General features: G+C 62.9%; 19 protein-coding genes and 1 pseudogene. 8 read left to right on the top strand and 12 right to left on the bottom strand.

What is annotated here, in order from left to right:
• Positions 1 to 9: 9 nt before the first annotated feature.
• A complete protein-coding gene (locus tag CO670_RS00365; RefSeq protein WP_097588454.1) occupies positions 10 to 447 on the bottom strand; it encodes a VOC family protein in 438 nt (145 codons plus the stop codon).
• 240 nt (positions 448 to 687) lie between these two features.
• On the opposite strand from CO670_RS00365, the gene CO670_RS00360 reads away from it, so the two are divergent.
• Positions 688 to 1,365, top strand: coding sequence for a hypothetical protein (locus CO670_RS00360; protein ID WP_097588453.1), 678 nt, complete (start codon positions 688 to 690; stop codon positions 1,363 to 1,365).
• Positions 1,366 to 1,371: 6 nt separating this feature from the next.
• Here the strand turns inward: CO670_RS00360 and CO670_RS00355 are convergent, their stop codons facing one another.
• The 3 genes and pseudogenes from CO670_RS00355 to CO670_RS00345 form a co-directional block, all read right to left on the bottom strand.
• Positions 1,372 to 2,166 (bottom strand): aldolase/citrate lyase family protein, encoded by a 795-nt coding sequence (locus tag CO670_RS00355; RefSeq protein WP_097588452.1) that lies wholly within the window; start codon positions 2,164 to 2,166, stop codon positions 1,372 to 1,374.
• A 61-nt stretch (positions 2,167 to 2,227) separates the two neighbouring features.
• Positions 2,228 to 2,428: a hypothetical protein gene (locus CO670_RS00350; protein WP_097588451.1), complete on the bottom strand. Its 201-nt coding sequence runs from the start codon at positions 2,426 to 2,428 to the stop codon at positions 2,228 to 2,230.
• A gap of 104 nt (positions 2,429 to 2,532) precedes the next feature.
• A pseudogene (locus tag CO670_RS00345) lies at positions 2,533 to 2,784 on the bottom strand (LysR family transcriptional regulator); the annotation flags it as partial.
• Positions 2,785 to 2,899: 115 nt separating this feature from the next.
• Here CO670_RS00345 and betC point away from each other — a divergent pair.
• Positions 2,900 to 4,414: a choline-sulfatase gene (gene betC / locus CO670_RS00340; RefSeq protein WP_097588450.1), complete on the top strand. Its 1,515-nt coding sequence runs from the start codon at positions 2,900 to 2,902 to the stop codon at positions 4,412 to 4,414.
• Between the two features lie 15 nt (positions 4,415 to 4,429).
• On the opposite strand, the gene CO670_RS00335 is transcribed toward betC, so the two are convergent.
• Both CO670_RS00335 and CO670_RS00330 read right to left on the bottom strand, forming a co-directional pair.
• Positions 4,430 to 5,290, bottom strand: a complete 861-nt coding sequence (locus tag CO670_RS00335) for a TIM barrel protein (protein ID WP_097588449.1) — start codon at positions 5,288 to 5,290, stop codon at positions 4,430 to 4,432.
• A 66-nt stretch (positions 5,291 to 5,356) separates the two neighbouring features.
• Positions 5,357 to 6,727, bottom strand: coding sequence for an amidase (locus CO670_RS00330; RefSeq protein ID WP_097588448.1), 1,371 nt, complete (start codon positions 6,725 to 6,727; stop codon positions 5,357 to 5,359).
• A 273-nt stretch (positions 6,728 to 7,000) separates the two neighbouring features.
• On the opposite strand from CO670_RS00330, the gene CO670_RS00325 reads away from it, so the two are divergent.
• Together CO670_RS00325 and CO670_RS00320 are read left to right on the top strand one after the other, a co-directional pair.
• Positions 7,001 to 7,279, top strand: coding sequence for a hypothetical protein (locus tag CO670_RS00325; RefSeq protein ID WP_088689948.1), 279 nt, complete (start codon positions 7,001 to 7,003; stop codon positions 7,277 to 7,279).
• Positions 7,280 to 7,370: 91 nt separating this feature from the next.
• Complete coding sequence (locus CO670_RS00320) at positions 7,371 to 7,808, top strand: DUF1810 domain-containing protein (protein WP_097588447.1); 438 nt, start codon at positions 7,371 to 7,373, stop codon at positions 7,806 to 7,808.
• A 32-nt stretch (positions 7,809 to 7,840) separates the two neighbouring features.
• On the opposite strand, the gene CO670_RS00315 is transcribed toward CO670_RS00320, so the two are convergent.
• Both CO670_RS00315 and CO670_RS00310 read right to left on the bottom strand, forming a co-directional pair.
• Entirely contained in the window at positions 7,841 to 8,038 is a 198-nt protein-coding gene (locus CO670_RS00315; protein ID WP_097588446.1) for a hypothetical protein, read from the bottom strand.
• Between the two features lie 73 nt (positions 8,039 to 8,111).
• The gene (locus CO670_RS00310; RefSeq protein ID WP_097588445.1) at positions 8,112 to 8,735 is read right to left on the bottom strand and encodes a TetR/AcrR family transcriptional regulator; all 624 of its coding nucleotides are present in this window, start codon (positions 8,733 to 8,735) and stop codon (positions 8,112 to 8,114) included.
• 128 nt (positions 8,736 to 8,863) lie between these two features.
• Between CO670_RS00310 and CO670_RS00305 the strand changes: the two genes are divergently transcribed.
• Complete coding sequence (locus CO670_RS00305; protein WP_097588444.1) at positions 8,864 to 9,079, top strand: hypothetical protein; 216 nt, start codon at positions 8,864 to 8,866, stop codon at positions 9,077 to 9,079.
• A 52-nt stretch (positions 9,080 to 9,131) separates the two neighbouring features.
• Here the strand turns inward: CO670_RS00305 and CO670_RS00300 are convergent, their stop codons facing one another.
• On the bottom strand, positions 9,132 to 9,659 hold the full coding sequence (locus CO670_RS00300; protein WP_097588443.1) for a winged helix DNA-binding protein: 528 nt from the start codon (positions 9,657 to 9,659) through the stop codon (positions 9,132 to 9,134).
• A gap of 85 nt (positions 9,660 to 9,744) precedes the next feature.
• Between CO670_RS00300 and CO670_RS00295 the strand changes: the two genes are divergently transcribed.
• A complete protein-coding gene (locus CO670_RS00295; RefSeq protein ID WP_097588442.1) occupies positions 9,745 to 13,356 on the top strand; it encodes a hydantoinase B/oxoprolinase family protein in 3,612 nt (1,203 codons plus the stop codon).
• Positions 13,357 to 13,446: 90 nt separating this feature from the next.
• Here CO670_RS00295 and CO670_RS00290 read toward each other — a convergent pair whose 3' ends face one another.
• On the bottom strand, positions 13,447 to 14,304 hold the full coding sequence (locus CO670_RS00290) for an SDR family oxidoreductase (protein WP_097588441.1): 858 nt from the start codon (positions 14,302 to 14,304) through the stop codon (positions 13,447 to 13,449).
• A gap of 192 nt (positions 14,305 to 14,496) precedes the next feature.
• Here CO670_RS00290 and CO670_RS00285 point away from each other — a divergent pair, with 192 nt between their 5' ends.
• Complete coding sequence (locus tag CO670_RS00285) at positions 14,497 to 15,336, top strand: IclR family transcriptional regulator (protein WP_245314402.1); 840 nt, start codon at positions 14,497 to 14,499, stop codon at positions 15,334 to 15,336.
• Positions 15,337 to 15,356: 20 nt separating this feature from the next.
• Here CO670_RS00285 and CO670_RS00280 read toward each other — a convergent pair whose 3' ends face one another.
• The gene (locus tag CO670_RS00280; protein WP_088689955.1) at positions 15,357 to 16,565 is read right to left on the bottom strand and encodes an amidohydrolase/deacetylase family metallohydrolase; all 1,209 of its coding nucleotides are present in this window, start codon (positions 16,563 to 16,565) and stop codon (positions 15,357 to 15,359) included.
• 244 nt (positions 16,566 to 16,809) lie between these two features.
• The gene (locus CO670_RS00275; protein WP_097588440.1) at positions 16,810 to 17,676 is read right to left on the bottom strand and encodes a sigma-70 family RNA polymerase sigma factor; all 867 of its coding nucleotides are present in this window, start codon (positions 17,674 to 17,676) and stop codon (positions 16,810 to 16,812) included.
• Between the two features lie 108 nt (positions 17,677 to 17,784).
• On the opposite strand from CO670_RS00275, the gene CO670_RS00270 reads away from it, so the two are divergent.
• A complete protein-coding gene (locus CO670_RS00270; protein WP_097588439.1) occupies positions 17,785 to 18,243 on the top strand; it encodes a carboxymuconolactone decarboxylase family protein in 459 nt (152 codons plus the stop codon).
• Positions 18,244 to 18,269: the final 26 nt, after the last annotated feature.

Here is an 18,269-nt window from a genome sequence, read left to right as displayed (position 1 = left end):
TGACTGCGCTCAGCCGAGTTCCTGGGCAAGCCCGAGAAGAAGCCCTTCGGGTCCACGGATATAGCAGAGCCGATACGCGTCCTTATACTGGACGACTTCGCCGACGAGCTCGGCGCCGCGCGTGCTGAGCCTTTCAAGCGTTTCATCGATGTCATCGATGGTGAACATCACGCGGAGATAGCCGAGCGCGTTGACCGGAGCGTTCCGGTGATCTGAAACGACACCAGGCATGAGGAAGCGGGAGAGCTCGAGCCGGCTGTGTCCGTCCGGTGTGCGCATCATGGCAATCTCGACCCGCTGATCGCCGAGTCCGGTGATACGCCCGGCCCATTCTCCCTCGATCGTCGCCCGTCCTTCCAACTCGAGGCCGAGTTCACCAAAGAAATCAATCGCCCGTCCAAGGTCTTCGACGACGATGCCGACATTGTCCATCCGCTTGAGCGCCATGTTTCCAATCTCCAAGATGTCGTTGCAAACTACGAGGTCTCGCCTCGTCTCACAAAGGACGTTCGAGGCACCTCAACACCGACAACCCTCCAAGCCCAGTTCGCTGCTGCCCACATCAGAAGCCCGAATCTGCATCGCCTCAAACCGCCGCCCCGTTTTCAAACGGTCTCGGAGGCCGGCTTGCTGGCTCCGCTCATCGCCCTATGCTAGGGACGGCTTTTCATGTGAGGCGAAACCATCATGCTGCCCTGGATCCAGCTCGATTCCGCGACCATTCCCGGCGAAGGCGGCGAACTCCGGCTGAAGCAGCGCGGCGGCGAATTCTCGATCATGCTCGGCGCCAACGAGCTGATGAACAGCCGCCTCAGCGGTTCGGAAGAGGCGCTCGCGACACTTTCCTGGGAGCGGATCAAGGCGCATCCAAAGCCGAGGGTCCTGATCGGCGGGCTCGGCATGGGTTTTACTCTGCGCGCGGCTCTTGCCGTCCTTCCCGGTGATGCGTCCGTCACCGTCGCTGAACTGGTGCCCGCCGTCGTCGCTTGGGCGCGCGGGCCGATGGCCGAGGTTTTCAAGGGCTGCCTCGACGATCCGCGCGTCGGCATCCATGAAGGCGATGTCGGCGAGGCGATCCGCGCCGGCAAGGGCGGCTATGACGCCATCCTGCTCGATGTCGACAATGGTCCGGATGGGCTGACCCGCAAATCCAACGATCGGCTCTATGATTTCGCTGGCCTTCGCGCCGCCCGCGATGCGCTACGCCGAGGCGGCGTGCTCGCCGTCTGGTCATCAGGCCAGGATCCCGCTTTCACGCGACGTCTCGGAGAGAGCGGCTTTTCCGTCGATGTCGTCAATACCCGCGCCGGCCGCAAACGCGGCGCCCGCCACGTGATCTGGCTTGCCGTCAAATCGACCGGCTGACGAAGATCAGCTGCCCGAAGCGATCCTGCGGGCGGCATTGATGGCGTGGCGGGCGCCGGAGCGCAGCTGTATGGTCTCGGCTCCGGCGATGACCAGATCGAAACCGAACTTCAGCAGCTCGCCGGCCCGCTCGCCATCGCCGGCATAGGCACAAGCGAATTTGCCGTGGGCGCGGCAGCGCGCAACGGCATGCTGCATGGCGCTGTCGATCTCGGCTGCGTTCGGCGCCACCTGATCGCCGTTCGACAGCGCGATCGAAAGGTCGGCGGGGCCGACGAAAATACCGTCGATGCCGGTCACGCCGAGAATGCCGTCGATGGCATCGAGAGCGGCGCGGGTCTCGACCATGGCAATGGCGACGGTGAGCTCGTTCGCGTTCTTGAGATAGTCATCTGCCGACAATCCGGTGTGGTTCAGCGCCAATGACGGTCCCCAGCTGCGCTCGCCGAGCGGCGGGTATTTCGTCGTCCTGACCAGCGCTCGCGCGTCCTCGGCCGAATTGATCATCGGCGCGATGATGCCGGAGGCGCCGGCATCGAGCAGCCGCGAGGCGGAGGCGAAATCGCCGACCGGAATGCGCGCAATGGCCGGCTTGCCGGCAAGGCGCGCCTGAGCAACGGCATTCGCCGCCGACGGCATGTCCCACATGCCGTGCTGCATATCCAGGACGACGGCGTCGAACGCCTCCTGCGCCAAATGGTTGACGAGCATGGCATCGGGAATGCCGACCCAGGCGGAGATCATGCCGCCCTGATGCTTCCGGATGCGGTCGGCAAAACCTTCGATTTCAGCTGCGCTCATGCCATTCTCCTCAGTTCGACAGACCATCAAGCGCCGGATTGCTGCCAAGGGACAGCAATGGTCATCCTCTTCGGCGCAGCCGCGACACCACGGCCATCACGACAATGCCTGCCGCCGCCAAAATGGCTCCCCAAAGCATCCAGATCGGCTGGGCGATCATGAAACTCGACGCAGGATAGGGGAAATAACCGCTTCCCTGTCCGATCCAGACCAGGCCGAGCACGACCATAAGCAGTCCGATGACATATCCGATCGTTCGCATGTTCCAGTCACCTCCACTATGGATTCGGCCCACAATGTCGGTCGTCATCGCCGATGACAAGGCTTCTGGCGAGGAGAAATGCAACCCCTGCTAAACATTTCTCTCGACCTCATCCGATAGCCAGGTTTTTGGGCCGCGAGCGCATCGATGTCGCCCACCGCCTTGGCGGCGACCTCCAGAATCCGCTCGCCTTCCGCGGTCAATTCGACGTCACGATGCCGGCGGGGCAGCAGGCTGATGCCGAACTGCTCTTCCAGCCGGCAGATCTGGTAGCTAACGGCCGGCTGGGTCAGCCCAAGAAGCGTTGCAGCCGCCGAAAAGCTCCTGAGCCGCGCGACCTCGACGAACAACCGGATTCATCCATCAATGGGTTACATAAAATTACCTTTGGGCAGCTATCGAAAAAAGCTGTCTTTACAGGCGCAATAATAGGCGTTTCAATAAAATCCTCAAATAGCAAAAGGTATTCACATGGCGCGCCCGAACATCCTCATCCTGATGGTGGACCAGTTGAACGGAACCTTCTTTCCCGATGGTCCCGCCGATTTTCTTCACGCGCCGCATCTGAAATCACTGGCCGAGCGCTCCGTGCGTTTTGCTAACACCTATACGGCAAGCCCGCTCTGCGCGCCGGCGCGGGCCTCCTTCATGTCCGGGCAATTGCCGAGCCGAACGCGCGTCTACGACAATGCGGCGGAATTCGCCTCCGATATCCCGACCTATGCGCATCATCTGCGCGCAGCCGGTTACCAGACGGCGCTGTCGGGCAAGATGCACTTCGTCGGGCCCGACCAGCTTCACGGTTTCGAGGAGCGCCTGACAACCGACATCTACCCCGCCGATTTCGGCTGGACACCCGACTATACCAAGCCCGGCGAGCGCATCGACTGGTGGTACCACAATCTCGGCTCGGTCACCGGCGCCGGCATTGCCGAGATCACCAACCAGATGGAATATGACGACGAGGTCGCCTACCACGCCACCCGCAAGCTCTTCGACCTCGCGCGCGGCCATGATGGGCGTCCCTGGTGCCTGACCGTCAGCTTCACCCATCCGCACGATCCTTACGTCGCGCGCCGCAAGTTCTGGGATCTCTATGAGGATTGCCCGGCCCTCGACCCTGCCGTAGCTCCGATTCCTTTCGAGCAGCAGGATCCTCATTCTCAGCGCTTGATGAAAGCCTGTGAGCACGATGCGTTCGACATCAGCAGCGAGCAGATCAGGCGGGCAAGGCGCGGCTATTTCGCCAATATCTCCTATGTCGACGAGAAGATCGGCGAGATTCTCGACGTCCTGGAACGCAGCCGCATGGCCGAGAACACCATCATCCTCTTCGTTTCCGACCATGGCGACATGCTTGGCGATCGCGGCCTTTGGTTCAAGATGAACTTCTTCGAAGGATCGTCCCGCGTTCCGCTGATGATCGCGGCCCCGGGCTGGAAGCCGAAGCGCATCGACCAGCCGGTCTCCACCCTCGACGTAACGCCGACGCTCGCCGGCCTCGTCGGGATCGATATTGCCTCGCTGAAGCCGTGGACCGAGGGCGAGGATCTCGCAGCGCTCGCCAAGGGCACCGGCAGCCGCAGCCCGGTGCCGATGGAATATGCCGCCGAAGGCTCCGAAGCGCCGCTCGTCTGCATCAGGGACGGCCGGTACAAGCTCTCGCTCTGCGAGAAGGACCCGCCGATGCTGTTCGATCTCGAGGCCGATCCTGAAGAACGCAACAATCTGGCGACCGATCCCTCGCATGCCGAAGCCTTGGCGCGGCTCACCGAACAGGCCAGCCGACGCTGGAACCTTGCCGATTTCGATGCGGCCGTGCGCGAAAGCCAGGCGCGGCGCTGGGTCGTCTACGCAGCGCTGCGCAACGGCGCCTATTATCCATGGGATTATCAGCCGCTGCAGAAAGCGTCGGAGCGTTATATGCGCAACCACATGGATCTGAACGTGCTGGAGGAAAACCAGCGGTTCCCGCGCCAGGAATAACGGCAGCGCTTCGGTTCAAGCCGTCCGGCGCGCCGGCGCTTCACGCAGAAAATCCTCGATGAATTGCTTTTGCAGCAGGACGCCGTCCCATTCATCGGGGAAGAAAGGCGAGTCGTAGATCAGCGTGAAAGGACCGGCATAACCGGCCTTCTCGCACATCTCCAGGCACTTGCGATAATCCTCGGCATCGAGGCCGGCGGCGCTGTAATCGGCCTTGGCGTGGCAGATTTCCGCCCGGCGCATGATATCGGCAAGGCCCGCATATTTTGCCGGCGCCGCCCAGTTGCCGAGGTCGCCGTTAAGCCCGATCCTGCCGTCCAACCGGTCCAGCAGCCAGTTCATCTCGACGGGCGACGGCAGCAGGTCGAACCAGTTTTCGACCACGACACGCACACCGCTGCCTTCCGCCTTTTCCGCCAGCCAGCCGAGGTGGCGGGCGGCGCGGCTGAGATTTTCCTCGGTCGGCTGCTGCTTGCCCGCAATGACGCGCATCCTCTGCGCCCCGAGGGCGGCGGCAATGCCGATCCACTCAGCCATCCATTCGACGTCGCGTTCGGCCGTTTCGGGATGGCTCGGATCGCCGTCCTCGACGAGCAGCGTCTGGAACAGCACATTCGACGCCGCCATGGCGTCGCGGAGGTCACGGAGGTAAGCGGCGTCCAGGCTCGGCAGATGGAAGGAGCAGACCTCCAGCCGGTGGATGCCGCGCGCCGCAAGCGCCGCCGGCATGTCGATCAGAGCCGCCGCACCCGGGCCGTAGGGCTCCTTCGGTGCCGCACTTTTCTCGGGATCGGGACTGTAGGCATAAACGGCTCCGAGCAGCCGATGCAGCGACCATGTCGAAACCGCGAAGCGTCCGTTCTGCAAGCCCTGCACGTGCCGTCCTCCTGGATCTCCTCATGCCATCAATGGCAACAAAAGCCCGGCGGTTCAATTGCAAATTCAGGCGAAATCACCGCGGATGACCGCCTCGGCCGCGAGCCCTGTCCCGAGCAGCGACTCGTCGCGGCGGCCGGTTGCCGAAAGCAGCAGGCCGACCGGCATGCCGGCCTCCCCCGTGCCGCAGGGGATGGAGACGCCGCACCAGTCGAGGAAATTGCCGAGCATGGTGTTGCGCAGCGTCTTGTTATTCGTGGCGAAGAAGAGTTCGTCATCCGCTTCCAGCGGTGCGATCGGCGGGGCGACATGGGCGACCGTGGGGAAAGCGATGAGGCGGTCGCCGACGAAGCGGTCGACATCGGCGATCAGACGGCTGCGCGCTTCGAGGATCGCCATATAGTGAGGCGCCGTCGTCTTCGCTCCCAAGCGTGTGCGCATGACGACACGATGATCCATGCGGTCTGCTTCTGGTCCCGCCAGCCGCTCCTGATGCAGCGCGAAAGCTTCCGCGGTGACCAGCGGACCATATTTCGTCAGCATCTCGATGATCGCGTCGAAGGCGGGGATGGTGGTGCGCGAGACACGCACGCCGGCCTTTTGAAGGCGTTCCAAAGCGGCGTCGAACGCGGCGATCACGCCTGGTTCGGCGCCGTCGAAGACGATATTTTCAGGCACGAGCAATTCCTGCCCTTGCAGCGAGCGCTCGGCAACGTCAGGCACAGTCAGACCGCGCATCGCCGCATCGATCCAGACCGCATCTCTCACGGTGCGGCAGAGCGGCCCCAGCGAATCGAGGCTCTTCGACAGGGGATAAACGCCGTCCATCGCATAGCGGCCGTGGGTCGCCTTATAGCCGACGACGCCGTTGAGGGCGGCAGGAATGCGCACCGAGCCGCCGGTATCCGTGCCCATTGCGACCGGCACCAGACCGGCGGCAACGGCGACGCCGGCGCCGGAGGAAGAGCCGCCTGGAATGCGCGGGAGATCGGCGCTTCGCGGATTGACCGGCGTGCCGTAATGCGGATTGATGCCGAGGCCGGAAAAGGCGAATTCGCTCATATTGGTGCGGCCGACAGCGATCATGCCCGCCTGCCTGAGGAGGCCGACGACGGCTGCATCGCGCTTGGCCGGCGCATCGGCGGCGAGCACGACGGAGCCCGCCGTCGTCGGCATGCCTTCGATATCGAAAAGATCCTTCCAGGCGATCGGAATGCCGTCCAGCAATCCGAGCGAACGGCCCTCCTGCAAACGCCTGGAGGAGGCACGCGCCTCCTCCATCGCCCGGCTTTCGGTCAGCGCGGTGAAGACGGCCTTGTCGCCATAATCGGCAATGGATTGGAAGACCGCCTCGGCCACATCGACCGGATCGGCCGCGCCTGCCTGAATGAGGACGGAAAGCTGGGCGACGGACATCGCGCCGAAGGATTTGCTCATGGGACGGTCCAGAAGATGATGATCCTTTCGACTACCCCGGATCATTCCGGCGAGCCAGAGGTTCACGATATTTTGCATTTATTAGAACGATTTTTTGAACACTGAGTTTGCAGATTGCCCCTTCAATTGCCACGATCGAAGACACACATGCTGCCCGCGTGTGGAGTGGGATTCGGCATGAGGGTGAAAGTTGCTCTTTCAGAACCGGCTCCGCATGTGTTGCAGGAGTACACTGAAATGTCAGATTGTGAAACTTTGAGCCGCCGCCAGGATATGGTGACCCTCCATGCGAAGGAGGATGAAACCATCGGCCTGGGCGAGCGCGACTATGTGGAACATGTCAGCGCCCAGAAACTTTCGGGCTTCGAACGTCTCGTCGTGGTCGGGGCGCTGGTTGTGTTGAGCTTTGCCGGTTTTGCCGCATATTCGTCCGGCGATACCGATCCGATGACGACATCGGCCATTGCCGCTACATCAGGCGACAGCACGCCGCATCATCAGCCGTACGGCCATTGCCGTGACAGCAGCCCCTACGCTGAAAGGGTTTGCTGAGGCGAGCGCGGCTCGCCCGAGCAGGACTAGTTCGCCGGGCATGGAAACCTTGGCCCAGGCTGCATCAAATGCAGGATAAGGGAAAAGAACCATGGCCGGCGATGTCGATTATAATCTCCACCGTTTCATCGACGCCCAGAACGGCGTCTATGAACGGGCGCTTTCAGAGCTGAAGGCCGGACGCAAGACCTCCCACTGGATGTGGTTCATCTTCCCCCAGATCGCTGGTCTGGGCACCTCGCCGATGGCAGAAAAATATGCGATCCGCTCGGCCGAAGAAGCCGCCGCTTATCTTGCCGATCCCATTCTCTCCAGCCGGCTGCTGCGTTGCATCGAGGCAATTCTGTCCGTCGACGGCCGATCGGCGCACGAGATCCTGGGTTCGCCCGACGACATGAAGCTGCGCTCGTCGATGACCTTGTTCGCTGCGATCAGCGACCACGGCTCACCGTTTCACCAGGTAATCGATCATTTCTACCAGGGAAAATTCGACGAACGGACGCGGGAAATCCTCAGCGCCGGCGATTAGGCTGCGCCTGTGCGAGGCCGCTTCAGCTAAATTCAGCTTGCCTTAGCCGCCCGACCACTCTCCAGCGCCGCTATTTCATCGGCGATTTCGCTCAGCCGCTGACGCAGATCGCTGTCGGTGCCGTCATCGACCTCTTCCTCACCGAAACAATAGCGCGCATCATGAAGCTCCAGCTTCGCTTCGAGCTCGGCGCGCTTGGCATACAGGCGTTTGAGATAGACGTAGTTCATCTCCCGGTCTCCACATCGCCGTCCGGTGATGGGAAAACGGCATGGAAGCGGTAAGGTTCCCGGAAAGATCCATTCAGGTGAAGGAAGCGATCGCAGCCCTGCATGCCTTGGCGAAATGACCGCAGCAGCCGGCGGCGCCCATGGCCTGACGGCTGACGCGCGCGCCTTCGAGCAACAGCGTCAGCGTATCGGCAAGCAGTTCGGCTTCGCGCGCACCGGCCGCCGAACAGAGCGCGGCCAGGCGATCACGCTGTTCGGCCTTGTGCCGCTCGATCATTTCGTGGGCCGGATGGCCCTCACCCTTCAATTCAATCGCGGCGTTGGCGAGATCGCAACCGGCGGGCTCGCCGTTCAGACACTGCGCCCGCATCTCCACCCAGGCGTCGAGCTGGGCGCGCGGATTACCCGGATGGGCCGCCTCCAGCTCGCGCCAGATGGCACCAGCCTTTTCGGAAGCGCGGCGCAGCGTCTCGCAGACGAGTTCGTCCTTCGAGCCGAAATGCCGGTAGAGCGTCATCTTGTTGGTCAGAGCCGCGTCGGCGATGGCATCGACACCGATGCCACGGATGCCGCGCTCGCGGAAAAGCTCCTGAGCCGTCGAGACGATGCGCTCCCGTGGCGGGATGCGATCTTCGGGAGCGGCTGTGGCGGTTTCATTCAAAGTTTCGGATTTTTTTGCGGACGAAGTCCTTGACATCAATGTGACCGATCGGTAACAACTGTATTGTTACTTACCGGTAACACCACATGCCACGAAAGTCAATGCTGAGGGCATGGCTAGGGAATGTGGAACACGGGCAACTGCCCACGAAAGGAGGACAAGCCATGAGAAAGACCAGAGACGACCTGACCATATCCGAAGCCCTTCGCGACCCCCTGATCGCCATGGTATTGCGCGCCGACGGCGTGAAGCTTGAAGATTTCAAGCAACTCCTTGAGACGGCCGCCGGCAACCGTGAGCCGCGCCCGACGCCGGTGGGCAAGATGATCGGAGCGCTCGCAAGCCGCGCCAATCTGCCGGCCATGCCCTGCTTCGGCTGAAAAACCGCCTGAACACCGGGGGATCTCTCCCTGCCCCCGACAAGGGCTGTCGTCATAAAGAGGCGGCGGCCCTTGCTGCTTGATCATAGTGGCCGGAAAGCGCCCTGAGTGTCGCCGCCACCGCCGATGTCGCCGCGGGATCGAGCCCAAGCCCCTTGACCGAATCCACCAGCAGCGCTTCGCGGACCGCCCGATATTTCAGGCAGGTTTCAAGCCCCTTGTCGGTGGCGGCGATCAGCTTCTCCTTGCCCGCCCGCGCGCTTTTCACGAGGCCGCGCTTTTCCAGTTTCTTGATCGCATAAATTACCAGATGCGTATCCTCGACGCCGAGCACGCTGCAGAGATCGCCGAGCCGCTTCGGCCGCTGCCGGTGCGCCACCGAATGCAGCACCAGCACGTCGATCGCCGCGCATCCGGGCTCGCCCGCTGCCGTCATGCAGCGTATCATCCAGCGATCGAAGGCATTGCTCGCGAGGATGAGACCGAATTCCAGCTCCGAAAGGGCGGGAAGCGCGCCGTCTGCCAGATGTGCGGAAGAGACGATCGGCCCAATGTCCTGTCGCGCGTGCTGATCCGCCATGCCAGTTCTCCATGACCCCAGAGGAAACATTGACATTTTATCGATAAATCGTCAATAAATTTTCAGTTCAACAGGAGGTCGGACGATGGGCAGTCAGTGGGATTTCTGGATCGATCGCGGCGGCACCTTCACTGATATCGTCGCGCGGCGTCATGATGGTTCGCTCGTCGCCCACAAGCTGCTTTCGGAAAATCCGGAAGCCTATCGCGACCCGGCCGTTCACGGCATCCGCGAATTGCTCGGCCGCAAAGCCGGCGATCCGATCCCGTCCGAACTCATCGGCGCGGTGAAGATGGGCACGACGGTCGCCACCAATGCACTGCTGGAACGCAAGGGCGATCCGACCCTGCTGGTGACGACGCGGGGTTTCCGCGACGCGCTGGAGATCGGCTACCAGGCTCGCGCCGATATCTTCGCCAAGAAGATCGTCAAGCCTGAGCTGCTCTATGCCGATGTCATCGAGGCGGACGAGCGGGTGCTGGCGGACGGCACGGTGGAACGCCCGCTCGACGAGGATAATTTGCGCCAGGCGCTCGAGGCTGCCTATGCCGGGGGCCTGCGCGCCGTCGCCATCGTCTTCATGCACGCCTATCGCTATCCCGAGCACGAAAAACGGGCCGCCGATATCGCGCGCGCGATCGGCTTTACGCAGATCTCGCCCTCGCATGTCGTTTCACCGCTGATCAAGCTTGTCGGACGCGGCGACACCGCCGTCGTCGATGCCTATCTGTCTCCGGTTCTCCGGCGTTATGTCGACCAGGTTGCCGGCGAACTCGGCGCGACCGAAGGAGAAGGCCCGAAACTGATGTTCATGCAGTCCTCCGGCGGGCTGACCGATGCGCATCTGTTCCAGGGCAAGGACGCGATCCTTTCCGGCCCGGCCGGCGGCGTGGTCGGCGCGGTCGAGGTCTCGCGCATCGCCGGTTTCAACAGGATGATCGGCTTCGACATGGGCGGGACATCGACTGACGTTTCGCACTACGACGGCGAACTGGAGCGCGCCTTCGAGACGGAGGTCGCCGGTGTGCGCATGCGCGCGCCGATGATGAAGATCCACACGGTGGCCGCCGGCGGCGGCTCGATCCTGAGCTACGACGGCTCGCGCTTCCGCGTCGGCCCGGAATCGGCCGGCGCGACACCCGGCCCGAAATCCTACCGACGCAACGGGCCGCTTGCCGTCACCGACGCCAATATCATGACCGGCAAGCTGCTGCCGGAATTCTTCCCCGCGATCTTCGGGCCGGAGCAGGATCAGCCGCTCGATGCCGATGCGGTGCGCGCCGCCTTTGCCGAGATGGCAGAGACGATCGGCGGCGGGCGAGCAGCGGAAGACGTCGCCGACGGCTTCCTCGCCATCGCCGTCGAAAACATGGCGAACGCCATCAAGAAGATCTCCGTCCAGCGCGGCTATGATGTTTCCGGTTATGCGCTCACCTGCTTCGGCGGCGCCGGCGGCCAGCATGCCTGCCTCGTCGCCGACAGCCTCGGCATGAAGACCGTGCTGATCCACCCCTTCTCCGGCATTCTCTCGGCCTATGGCATGGGGCTTGCCGATATCCGCGCCACCCGCCAGCGCGCGGTGCTGACGGAGATCGCCGAGGCGCTGGCGACGATCGGCGGCACCAGGAGCGAACTGGAGAAAGATGTCCGCGAGGAACTGGCGCTGCAAGGCGTCGAGGCCGCCGATATGGAGATCGTCACCCGGCTTCACCTGCAATATAAGGGCACCGACACGGCCCTGCCCGTCGCCTTCGGACCACAGGAGGAGATGGTGCAAGCCTTCGCCATCGCTCACAAGAAGCAGTTCGGCTTTATCTTCGAAGACCGTCCTGTTGTCGTCGACTCCATCGAAGTCGAGGGCATCGGCGGCGGCGCCGATATCGAGGAAGCAGAGACACAGGCAGAAGCCTTCGCACCGCAAGCGCTCCGCACGACCCGCTTCTTTTCCGGCGGCGCATGGCATGAGGCCGGCATCTTCAAGCGCGATGCGCTGAAGCCCGGCGCGGTCCTGAAAGGCCCGGCCCTCATCATCGAGCCGCATCAGACGATCGTCGTCGAGCCCGGCTGGCAGGCAAGGCTCACCGGCCTCGATCATATCGTCCTCACCCGCGAAATCGCGCTTGCCCGCAATGCCGCGATCGGCACGAATGCCGATCCCGTCATGCTCGAGGTCTTCAACAACCTCTTCATGGCGATCGCCGAGCAGATGGGCGTGACGCTGCAGAACACCGCCCATTCGGTCAATATCAAGGAGCGGCTCGATTTCTCCTGCGCCGTCTTCGACCGCACCGGCGCGCTCGTCGCCAATGCGCCGCATATGCCGGTGCATCTCGGCTCCATGGACCGCTCCGTCGAAACCATCATCCGCTTGAACGAAGGCCGCATCCGCCCAGGCGACGTCTTCGCGCTGAACGCGCCTTACAATGGCGGCACGCATCTGCCCGACATCACCGTCGTCACCCCGGTCTTCGACGACGCGGGAAAGACCATCCTGTTTTACGTCGCCTCGCGCGGCCATCACGCCGATATCGGCGGCAAGGCGCCGGGCTCTATGACACCGCGGGCGACGAAGGTCGACGAGGAGGGCGTGCTGATCGACAACTTTCTATTGGTCGACGAAGGCCGTTTCCGCGAGGCCGAATTCGCGGCCATGCTGACGGATCATCCTTATCCCGCCCGCAATCCGGCCCAGAATCTTGCCGACGTCAAGGCGCAGATCGCCGCCAACGAAAAGGGCGTGCACGAACTGCGCAAGATGGTCGCCCATTTCGGGCTCAATGTCGTCGAGGCCTATATGGGCCATGTGCAGGACAATGCCGAGGAGAGTGTCCGCCGGGTGATCGCCCGCTTGAGCGACAGCGAGTTCACCTATCCCACCGATCAGGGCGCCGTCATCAAGGTGAAGATCACCGTGGACAGGCAGGCGCGCGAGGCGACGGTCGATTTCACCGGCACGAGCGCGCAGCAGCCGACCAATTTCAATGCGCCGGAACCGGTGACGCGCGCCGCCGTGCTCTATGTCTTCCGCGTCATGGTCGAGCAGCCGATCCCGATGAATGCCGGCTGCCTGAGGCCGATCCGGATCATCGTGCCGGAGGGCTCCATGCTGCGCCCGGCCTATCCGGCCGCCGTCGTCGCCGGCAATGTCGAGACCAGCCAGCACGTGACGAATGCGCTGTTCGGCGCGCTCGGGACGCTGGCGGCGGCCCAGGGCTCGATGAACAACCTGACCTTCGGCAATGCCGCCTATCAATATTACGAGACGATCTGCGCCGGCGGGCCTGCCGGCCTTCTCAACGACGGCAGCGGCTTCGGCGGTGCCGACGGCGTGCACACGCACATGACCAATTCGCGCCTGACCGATCCGGAAGTGCTGGAATTCCGCTTCCCTGTCGTGCTTGAGGATTTCCACATCCGCCGCGGCTCCGGCGGCAGGGGGCAATACAGCTCCGGCGGCGGAACCGAGCGCACCATCCGTTTCCTGGAGACGATGGATTGCAGCATTCTCTCCTCGCATCGCACGATCCGGCCCTTCGGCCTCTTCGGCGGGGAGGATGGGCAATTGGGGAAAACCGAGATTCGCCGCGCGGACGGCAACGTGGAACGGCTGGAAGGCTGCGACCAGGCAATGCTCGCCGCCGGCGACGCCGTGATCGTCACGACGCCGACCGGCGGCGGCTACGGCAAGCCACATTGAAGCGCATCGCATCAGATCTTAAAGATACGCTTCAGTTCCTTGTGTCATGCATGTTTTTGCCCCGGAACCGCCAATCCCGGGCGACCTGCATCAAAGGATCGGCTTGCCGCCGGTGACCGCGATTGTCGTGCCGGAGACATAGCTCGACAAAGGATCGGCCAGCATCACATAGGCTGTCGCAAGTTCGGCCGGCTGGCCGGGCCGCTTCATCGGCACCTGCTTGCCGAAATTGCTGACGCTGTCCTCGGGCAGCGTCGAAGGGATGAGCGGCGTCCAGATCGGCCCCGGCGCCACGGCATTGGCGCGAATGCCCTTCTCGGCCAGAAGCTGGGCGAGGCCGGCGGTAAAATTCTGGATCGCGCCCTTGGTCGTCGCATAGGCAAGCAGCGTCGGGTTCGGATTGTCGGAATTGATCGAAGCCGTGTTGATGATGGCGCTGCCGGGTTTCATATGGGGCACCGCCGCCTTGGTCAGGTAGAACATCGCGTGGATATTGACCTTGAAGGTCAGTTCCCATTCCTCGTCGCTGATCTCGTCGATGCTCTTGAAGCTCGCCTGATGCGCGGCGTTGTTGACGAGAATGTCGATGCCGCCAAGCTCCTTGACCGCTGTCTCGACGATCTGCCTGCAATGGTTCGGATCCTGAATGTCGCCGCTGATCAGCACGGCCTTGCGGCCGGCCTGCTCGACCAGCCGCTTCGTCTCGTCGGCATCTTCATCCTCGTCGAGATAGGAAATGACGAGATCGGCGCCTTCCCGGGCATAGGCGATCGCCACCGCCCGGCCGATGCCGCTATCGCCGCCGGTAATGATCGCCCGCTTGCCGTTCAAGCGGTCGGAGCCGCGATAGCTCTCCTCACCATGATCGGGAATGGGATCCATCTGCGCGGTAAAACCCGGCATCGGCTGCTTCTGGGACGGGAAAGGCGGTGTCGGGTAGTTTGTCATGATGACCTCCTGGGTTCACGCTCAAACTCAGGCTGACGCTTGTTGTTCCACGTTTTGTCGTAGCGTTTTTCCAAGCAGGCGAACGGCGCCGTAGGCGATCCGTTGCCGCGATCAATCTACAAAATGTTGCGATTTGCCACAGCGACCTCTATGCCATAGTAATGTAACATGATCGCAGTGTTCATGAGGTGCGTGGAATTGGACGGAAAGACATCACCCGCAGTTTATTCCGAAGATGAGGTCCTTGCGAGCGAGGCCGGGGGCAAGGGTGCGCGCCGCGCCCGTGTCAGCGGCATCGACCGGGCGCTTCAGGTGATCGATCATCTCTATGAGACCGGTTCGCCGGCCGGCGTCTACGCCATTGCCAAGGCGGTGAAGGCGCCGCTGTCCACCGTCTACGTCATCGTCGACGATCTGGTCGAGAAGAACATGCTGACGCGCCAGGCGGATGGTTCGATCTGGCTCGGCGCGCGGCTCTATCATTACGGCCTCGCTTATGCGCGGTCGCTGGATTTCATGAGCATCGCCACCCACGAAATGCACGATCTCTGCCGCCAGGCCGGCGAAACCGTGCAGGTCTGCGGCCGCGACGGGGATTATATGCTGGTGCTTGCCATGGCCGACGGCCCGAGCCACTTCCAGGTGGCGTCGCGCGTCGGCACTCGGGTGCCGCTGAACTGGACGGCGTCGGGCCGACTGCTCGTCGGCCATCTGCCGGAGGAGGAGCGCATCGAACTCTTCAAGCGCTGCGCACGCTCGTCGCCGACCGGCCGCGCCGAGATCGATCCCGGCACGCTGTCGGAAGTCGCCGGCAAGGCCTTCGAGGCGCGCCTGTCGATCCAGGCAGGGGAATCGGATTATGCGGTGGCCTGCATCGCCTCGCCGATCTGCGACCGCGACGGCCAGTGCGTCGCCACCATTTCCATCGTGCTGCCGGAGCAGAAGGCCTTTTCCGACGAGAACCACTACACCGCGCATGTGCGCAATTCGGCAGAGCGGATCGAAAAGCTGATGGGCTGGCGAAACCGCTGAGCGTCTTGCGTCGGTAGATCCTACCGGTAGGAATAACCGTGGCTGTGGCGCACGAGCTTGCGCGCCCGCGGCACGTAGCGGCTGGCAGCGAAGGCCTCGGCGCCGATCACCGCGTGGCGCGGCTCGAACAGGTTGTTGAGGATCGACACGTCACCGTTGGAATCCGTCGCTTCGAGTTCGGAATCGACGAGATCGAAGATGGTGAATTCGGCTTTTGCGCCGACGGAAAGCCGGTTCTGCATCGGCAGCTTGATGACGGATGCTGGCGCATGGGTGACGGCCTCCACCACCTTGTCGAAGGGCATGCCGACGCTGAGCAGCTTCGACATCGTCGTCGCCAGATCCCAGACCGGGAAGTTCATCGAATGGCCGTGCAGATCAGTCGAGATCGAGAACGGCAGCAGCCCGCGCGCGATCGCCGCTTCCGCCACCTTGAAGGAGAAGGAGGCGCCGCCATGGCCGATGTCGAGGCGGATGCCCTCGGAAGCGCAGCGCTCGGCGAGATAGAAAAGATCCTCATCCTCCATGATGCTCGAACCGGCCTTGCCGTTGAAGCAGTGAGTGACGACATCGCCCGGGCCGAGAATCTCCAGCACTTCATCATAAAGCGCCGGCGGCTCGCCGACATGCACCATCATCGGCACTTTCAGGATCTTGGCGATTTTCTTGCCGAGCTTGACCGGGGTGACGCCCCAGGAGCCGGTGATGACATGGCTGGCACGCACCTTGAGACCGACGATGTGCTCGCTGTTTGCGGCATAGACCTCAAGGATACGGTCGAGATCGATATCTCTTATATCCCTGAGTTCGGCCACACGGTTGCAGGCGACGAGACCGATCGAACCGAGATTGAGGAAGGCCTTGATGCGCTCGCGCGAGGGCTCGATGATATATTCCCGAAAGCCGTGGAAATTCGCCTCGCCGGCCGAACCGGCATCGACCAGCGTGGTGACGCCGCGCTCGACGCCGCATTCGGAAGGGCGGATCGAAATATCGGTGCCGCCGTGCCAGATATGTACATGCAGATCGATCCAGCCCGGCGAAATGAAGGCGCCCTTGCCGTCGATGCGCGTGACGTCCTCAGAGACCGCGAGCGACGGACCGATCTCGGCGATCCTGCCATCGGCATTGACGAGAATGTCCAGAGCGCCCTCGCCTGCGCCGGCCCCGAAAGCTATCGGTTTGACATTGGTGAGGAGAAGGGGCTTCTTCGCCTGGTCGCCGGGCATGATATGCTTTCCTTTCGAAGTCTCGGAACGGAATCGCTCCCGATCATCCGTCTGCGGTCGCTATGGAGAGTGATGGGGAACCTGAAGATGGGGGCCTCATCTCCGACGCGATTACATAACTATGACATATGAGGCTTTATAATAGAATAAAGACGCAAGCCTCCCTGTCAAGGGATATGACGCCGGCTTGGCCACCGCGCAAGCGCGCGCGTTTCCTGCGGAAGCGCGCGAAATCCACACATTTTCAATCCCGCAGAATCGAATAGTTTATCCCTTGCAGATGCTCCGGATTGGCGACGGCGTCGATCGCGACGATCCTGCCATCGTCGATCGTCAGCGTCACCGCCACGCGAATCTGGCCGCCAATATCCACGACAAATCCAAGTTCGCCGCCCACGATGGCAAGCTCCGCGGCCTGCGCCCGACCCTTGAAGGCCTCTGCCACACCAGCCGCGCCGCGCATTGCGCCGATGCCGTACTGCGCTGCCGTCGTATCGGGCCGAAAGACGACGTCGGGGGCGAGCACCGCAAGCAGCGCCTCCAGATCGCTGTTGCGGGAAGCTGCCAGAAAGGCCTCGGCGATCGCCCGCTTCCGGGTAAAATCGACATCAGGCGCCTCGTCCACGCCCTGCACCCTGCGGCGGGCGCGGCTTGCGAGCTGGCGGGTGGCGGCGGAGGAGCGGCCGATGATCGGCGCGATCTCGTCGAAGGGCAGGTCGAACATGTCGTGCAGCACGAAGGCGACACGCTCGGCGGGCGCCAGCGTCTGCAATACCACAAGCAGCGCCAGCCCCACGGAATCGGCGAAGGCTGCTTCGCGCTCCGGATCCTTGGCCCGATCGGCAATTCCGGCATGCGCGGGCATATCCAGCGGCTCCTCGCGCCGGGTCTTGCGCGCCCGCAGCATGTCGAGGCAGATGCGCGCCACCACCGTCGTCAACCAGCCGCCGAGATTGCCGACGTCGCTCGTATCAGCACGGTTCAGCCGCAGCCAGGCCTCCTGAACGGCATCATCAGCCTCGCTGCGCGAGCCGAGCATGCGATAGGCGGCGGCGCTGAGATGCGCCCTGTTCGCCTCGAATTCATCGGTCAGCCATTTTTTCTCGTTCATCCGTCACATTCCTTCGCTGCGTTCCGTCAAGGCTATGACGAATGAAAACCGGCCGATGTGACAGCGCCGGCGGATCGTCGAACCGTAAACGCATCAAGGAGACATATCATGCAGGAAAGAATGGGAAATCCCGCCCTCGTCCTTCCCGCCGCCATGCAGGCGCTGACTGCCCTCGGCAAGGTTCCGGCCGAGGCCGGCCTTTCGCCGAAACTGCTCGAACTCGTCAATCTTCGCGCCAGCCAGATCAACGGCTGCAGCGTCTGCATCGACGGCCATCCGCGCATCGCGAAGAAACTCGGCGAAACGGATGAAAGGCTTTTTGCCGTCAGCGCCTGGCGCGACACGCCCTATTTCAGCGATGCCGAGCGGGCAGCCCTGGCGCTGACCGAAGCGGTGACCCGCGTCAGCGACCGCGCCGATCCGGTGCCGGACGAGATCTGGGACGAAGCGACGCGGCATTATGACGGCAGGAGCCTCGCGGCTCTCGTCATCGCCATCGCCAATATCAATGTCTGGAACCGGCTGAACATTGCCACCCGGCAGATCGCCGGTGCCTGGAAGCCGTAAACGATGATTGCCGGCAGCGCATCACC

It is taken from the genome of Rhizobium sp. J15 (genome assembly GCF_002531825.1).
Classification (GTDB): domain Bacteria; phylum Pseudomonadota; class Alphaproteobacteria; order Rhizobiales; family Rhizobiaceae; genus Rhizobium.
Note: the sequence above shows the minus strand (reverse complement) of the source record. Positions and strands in the feature narration are given on the sequence as shown.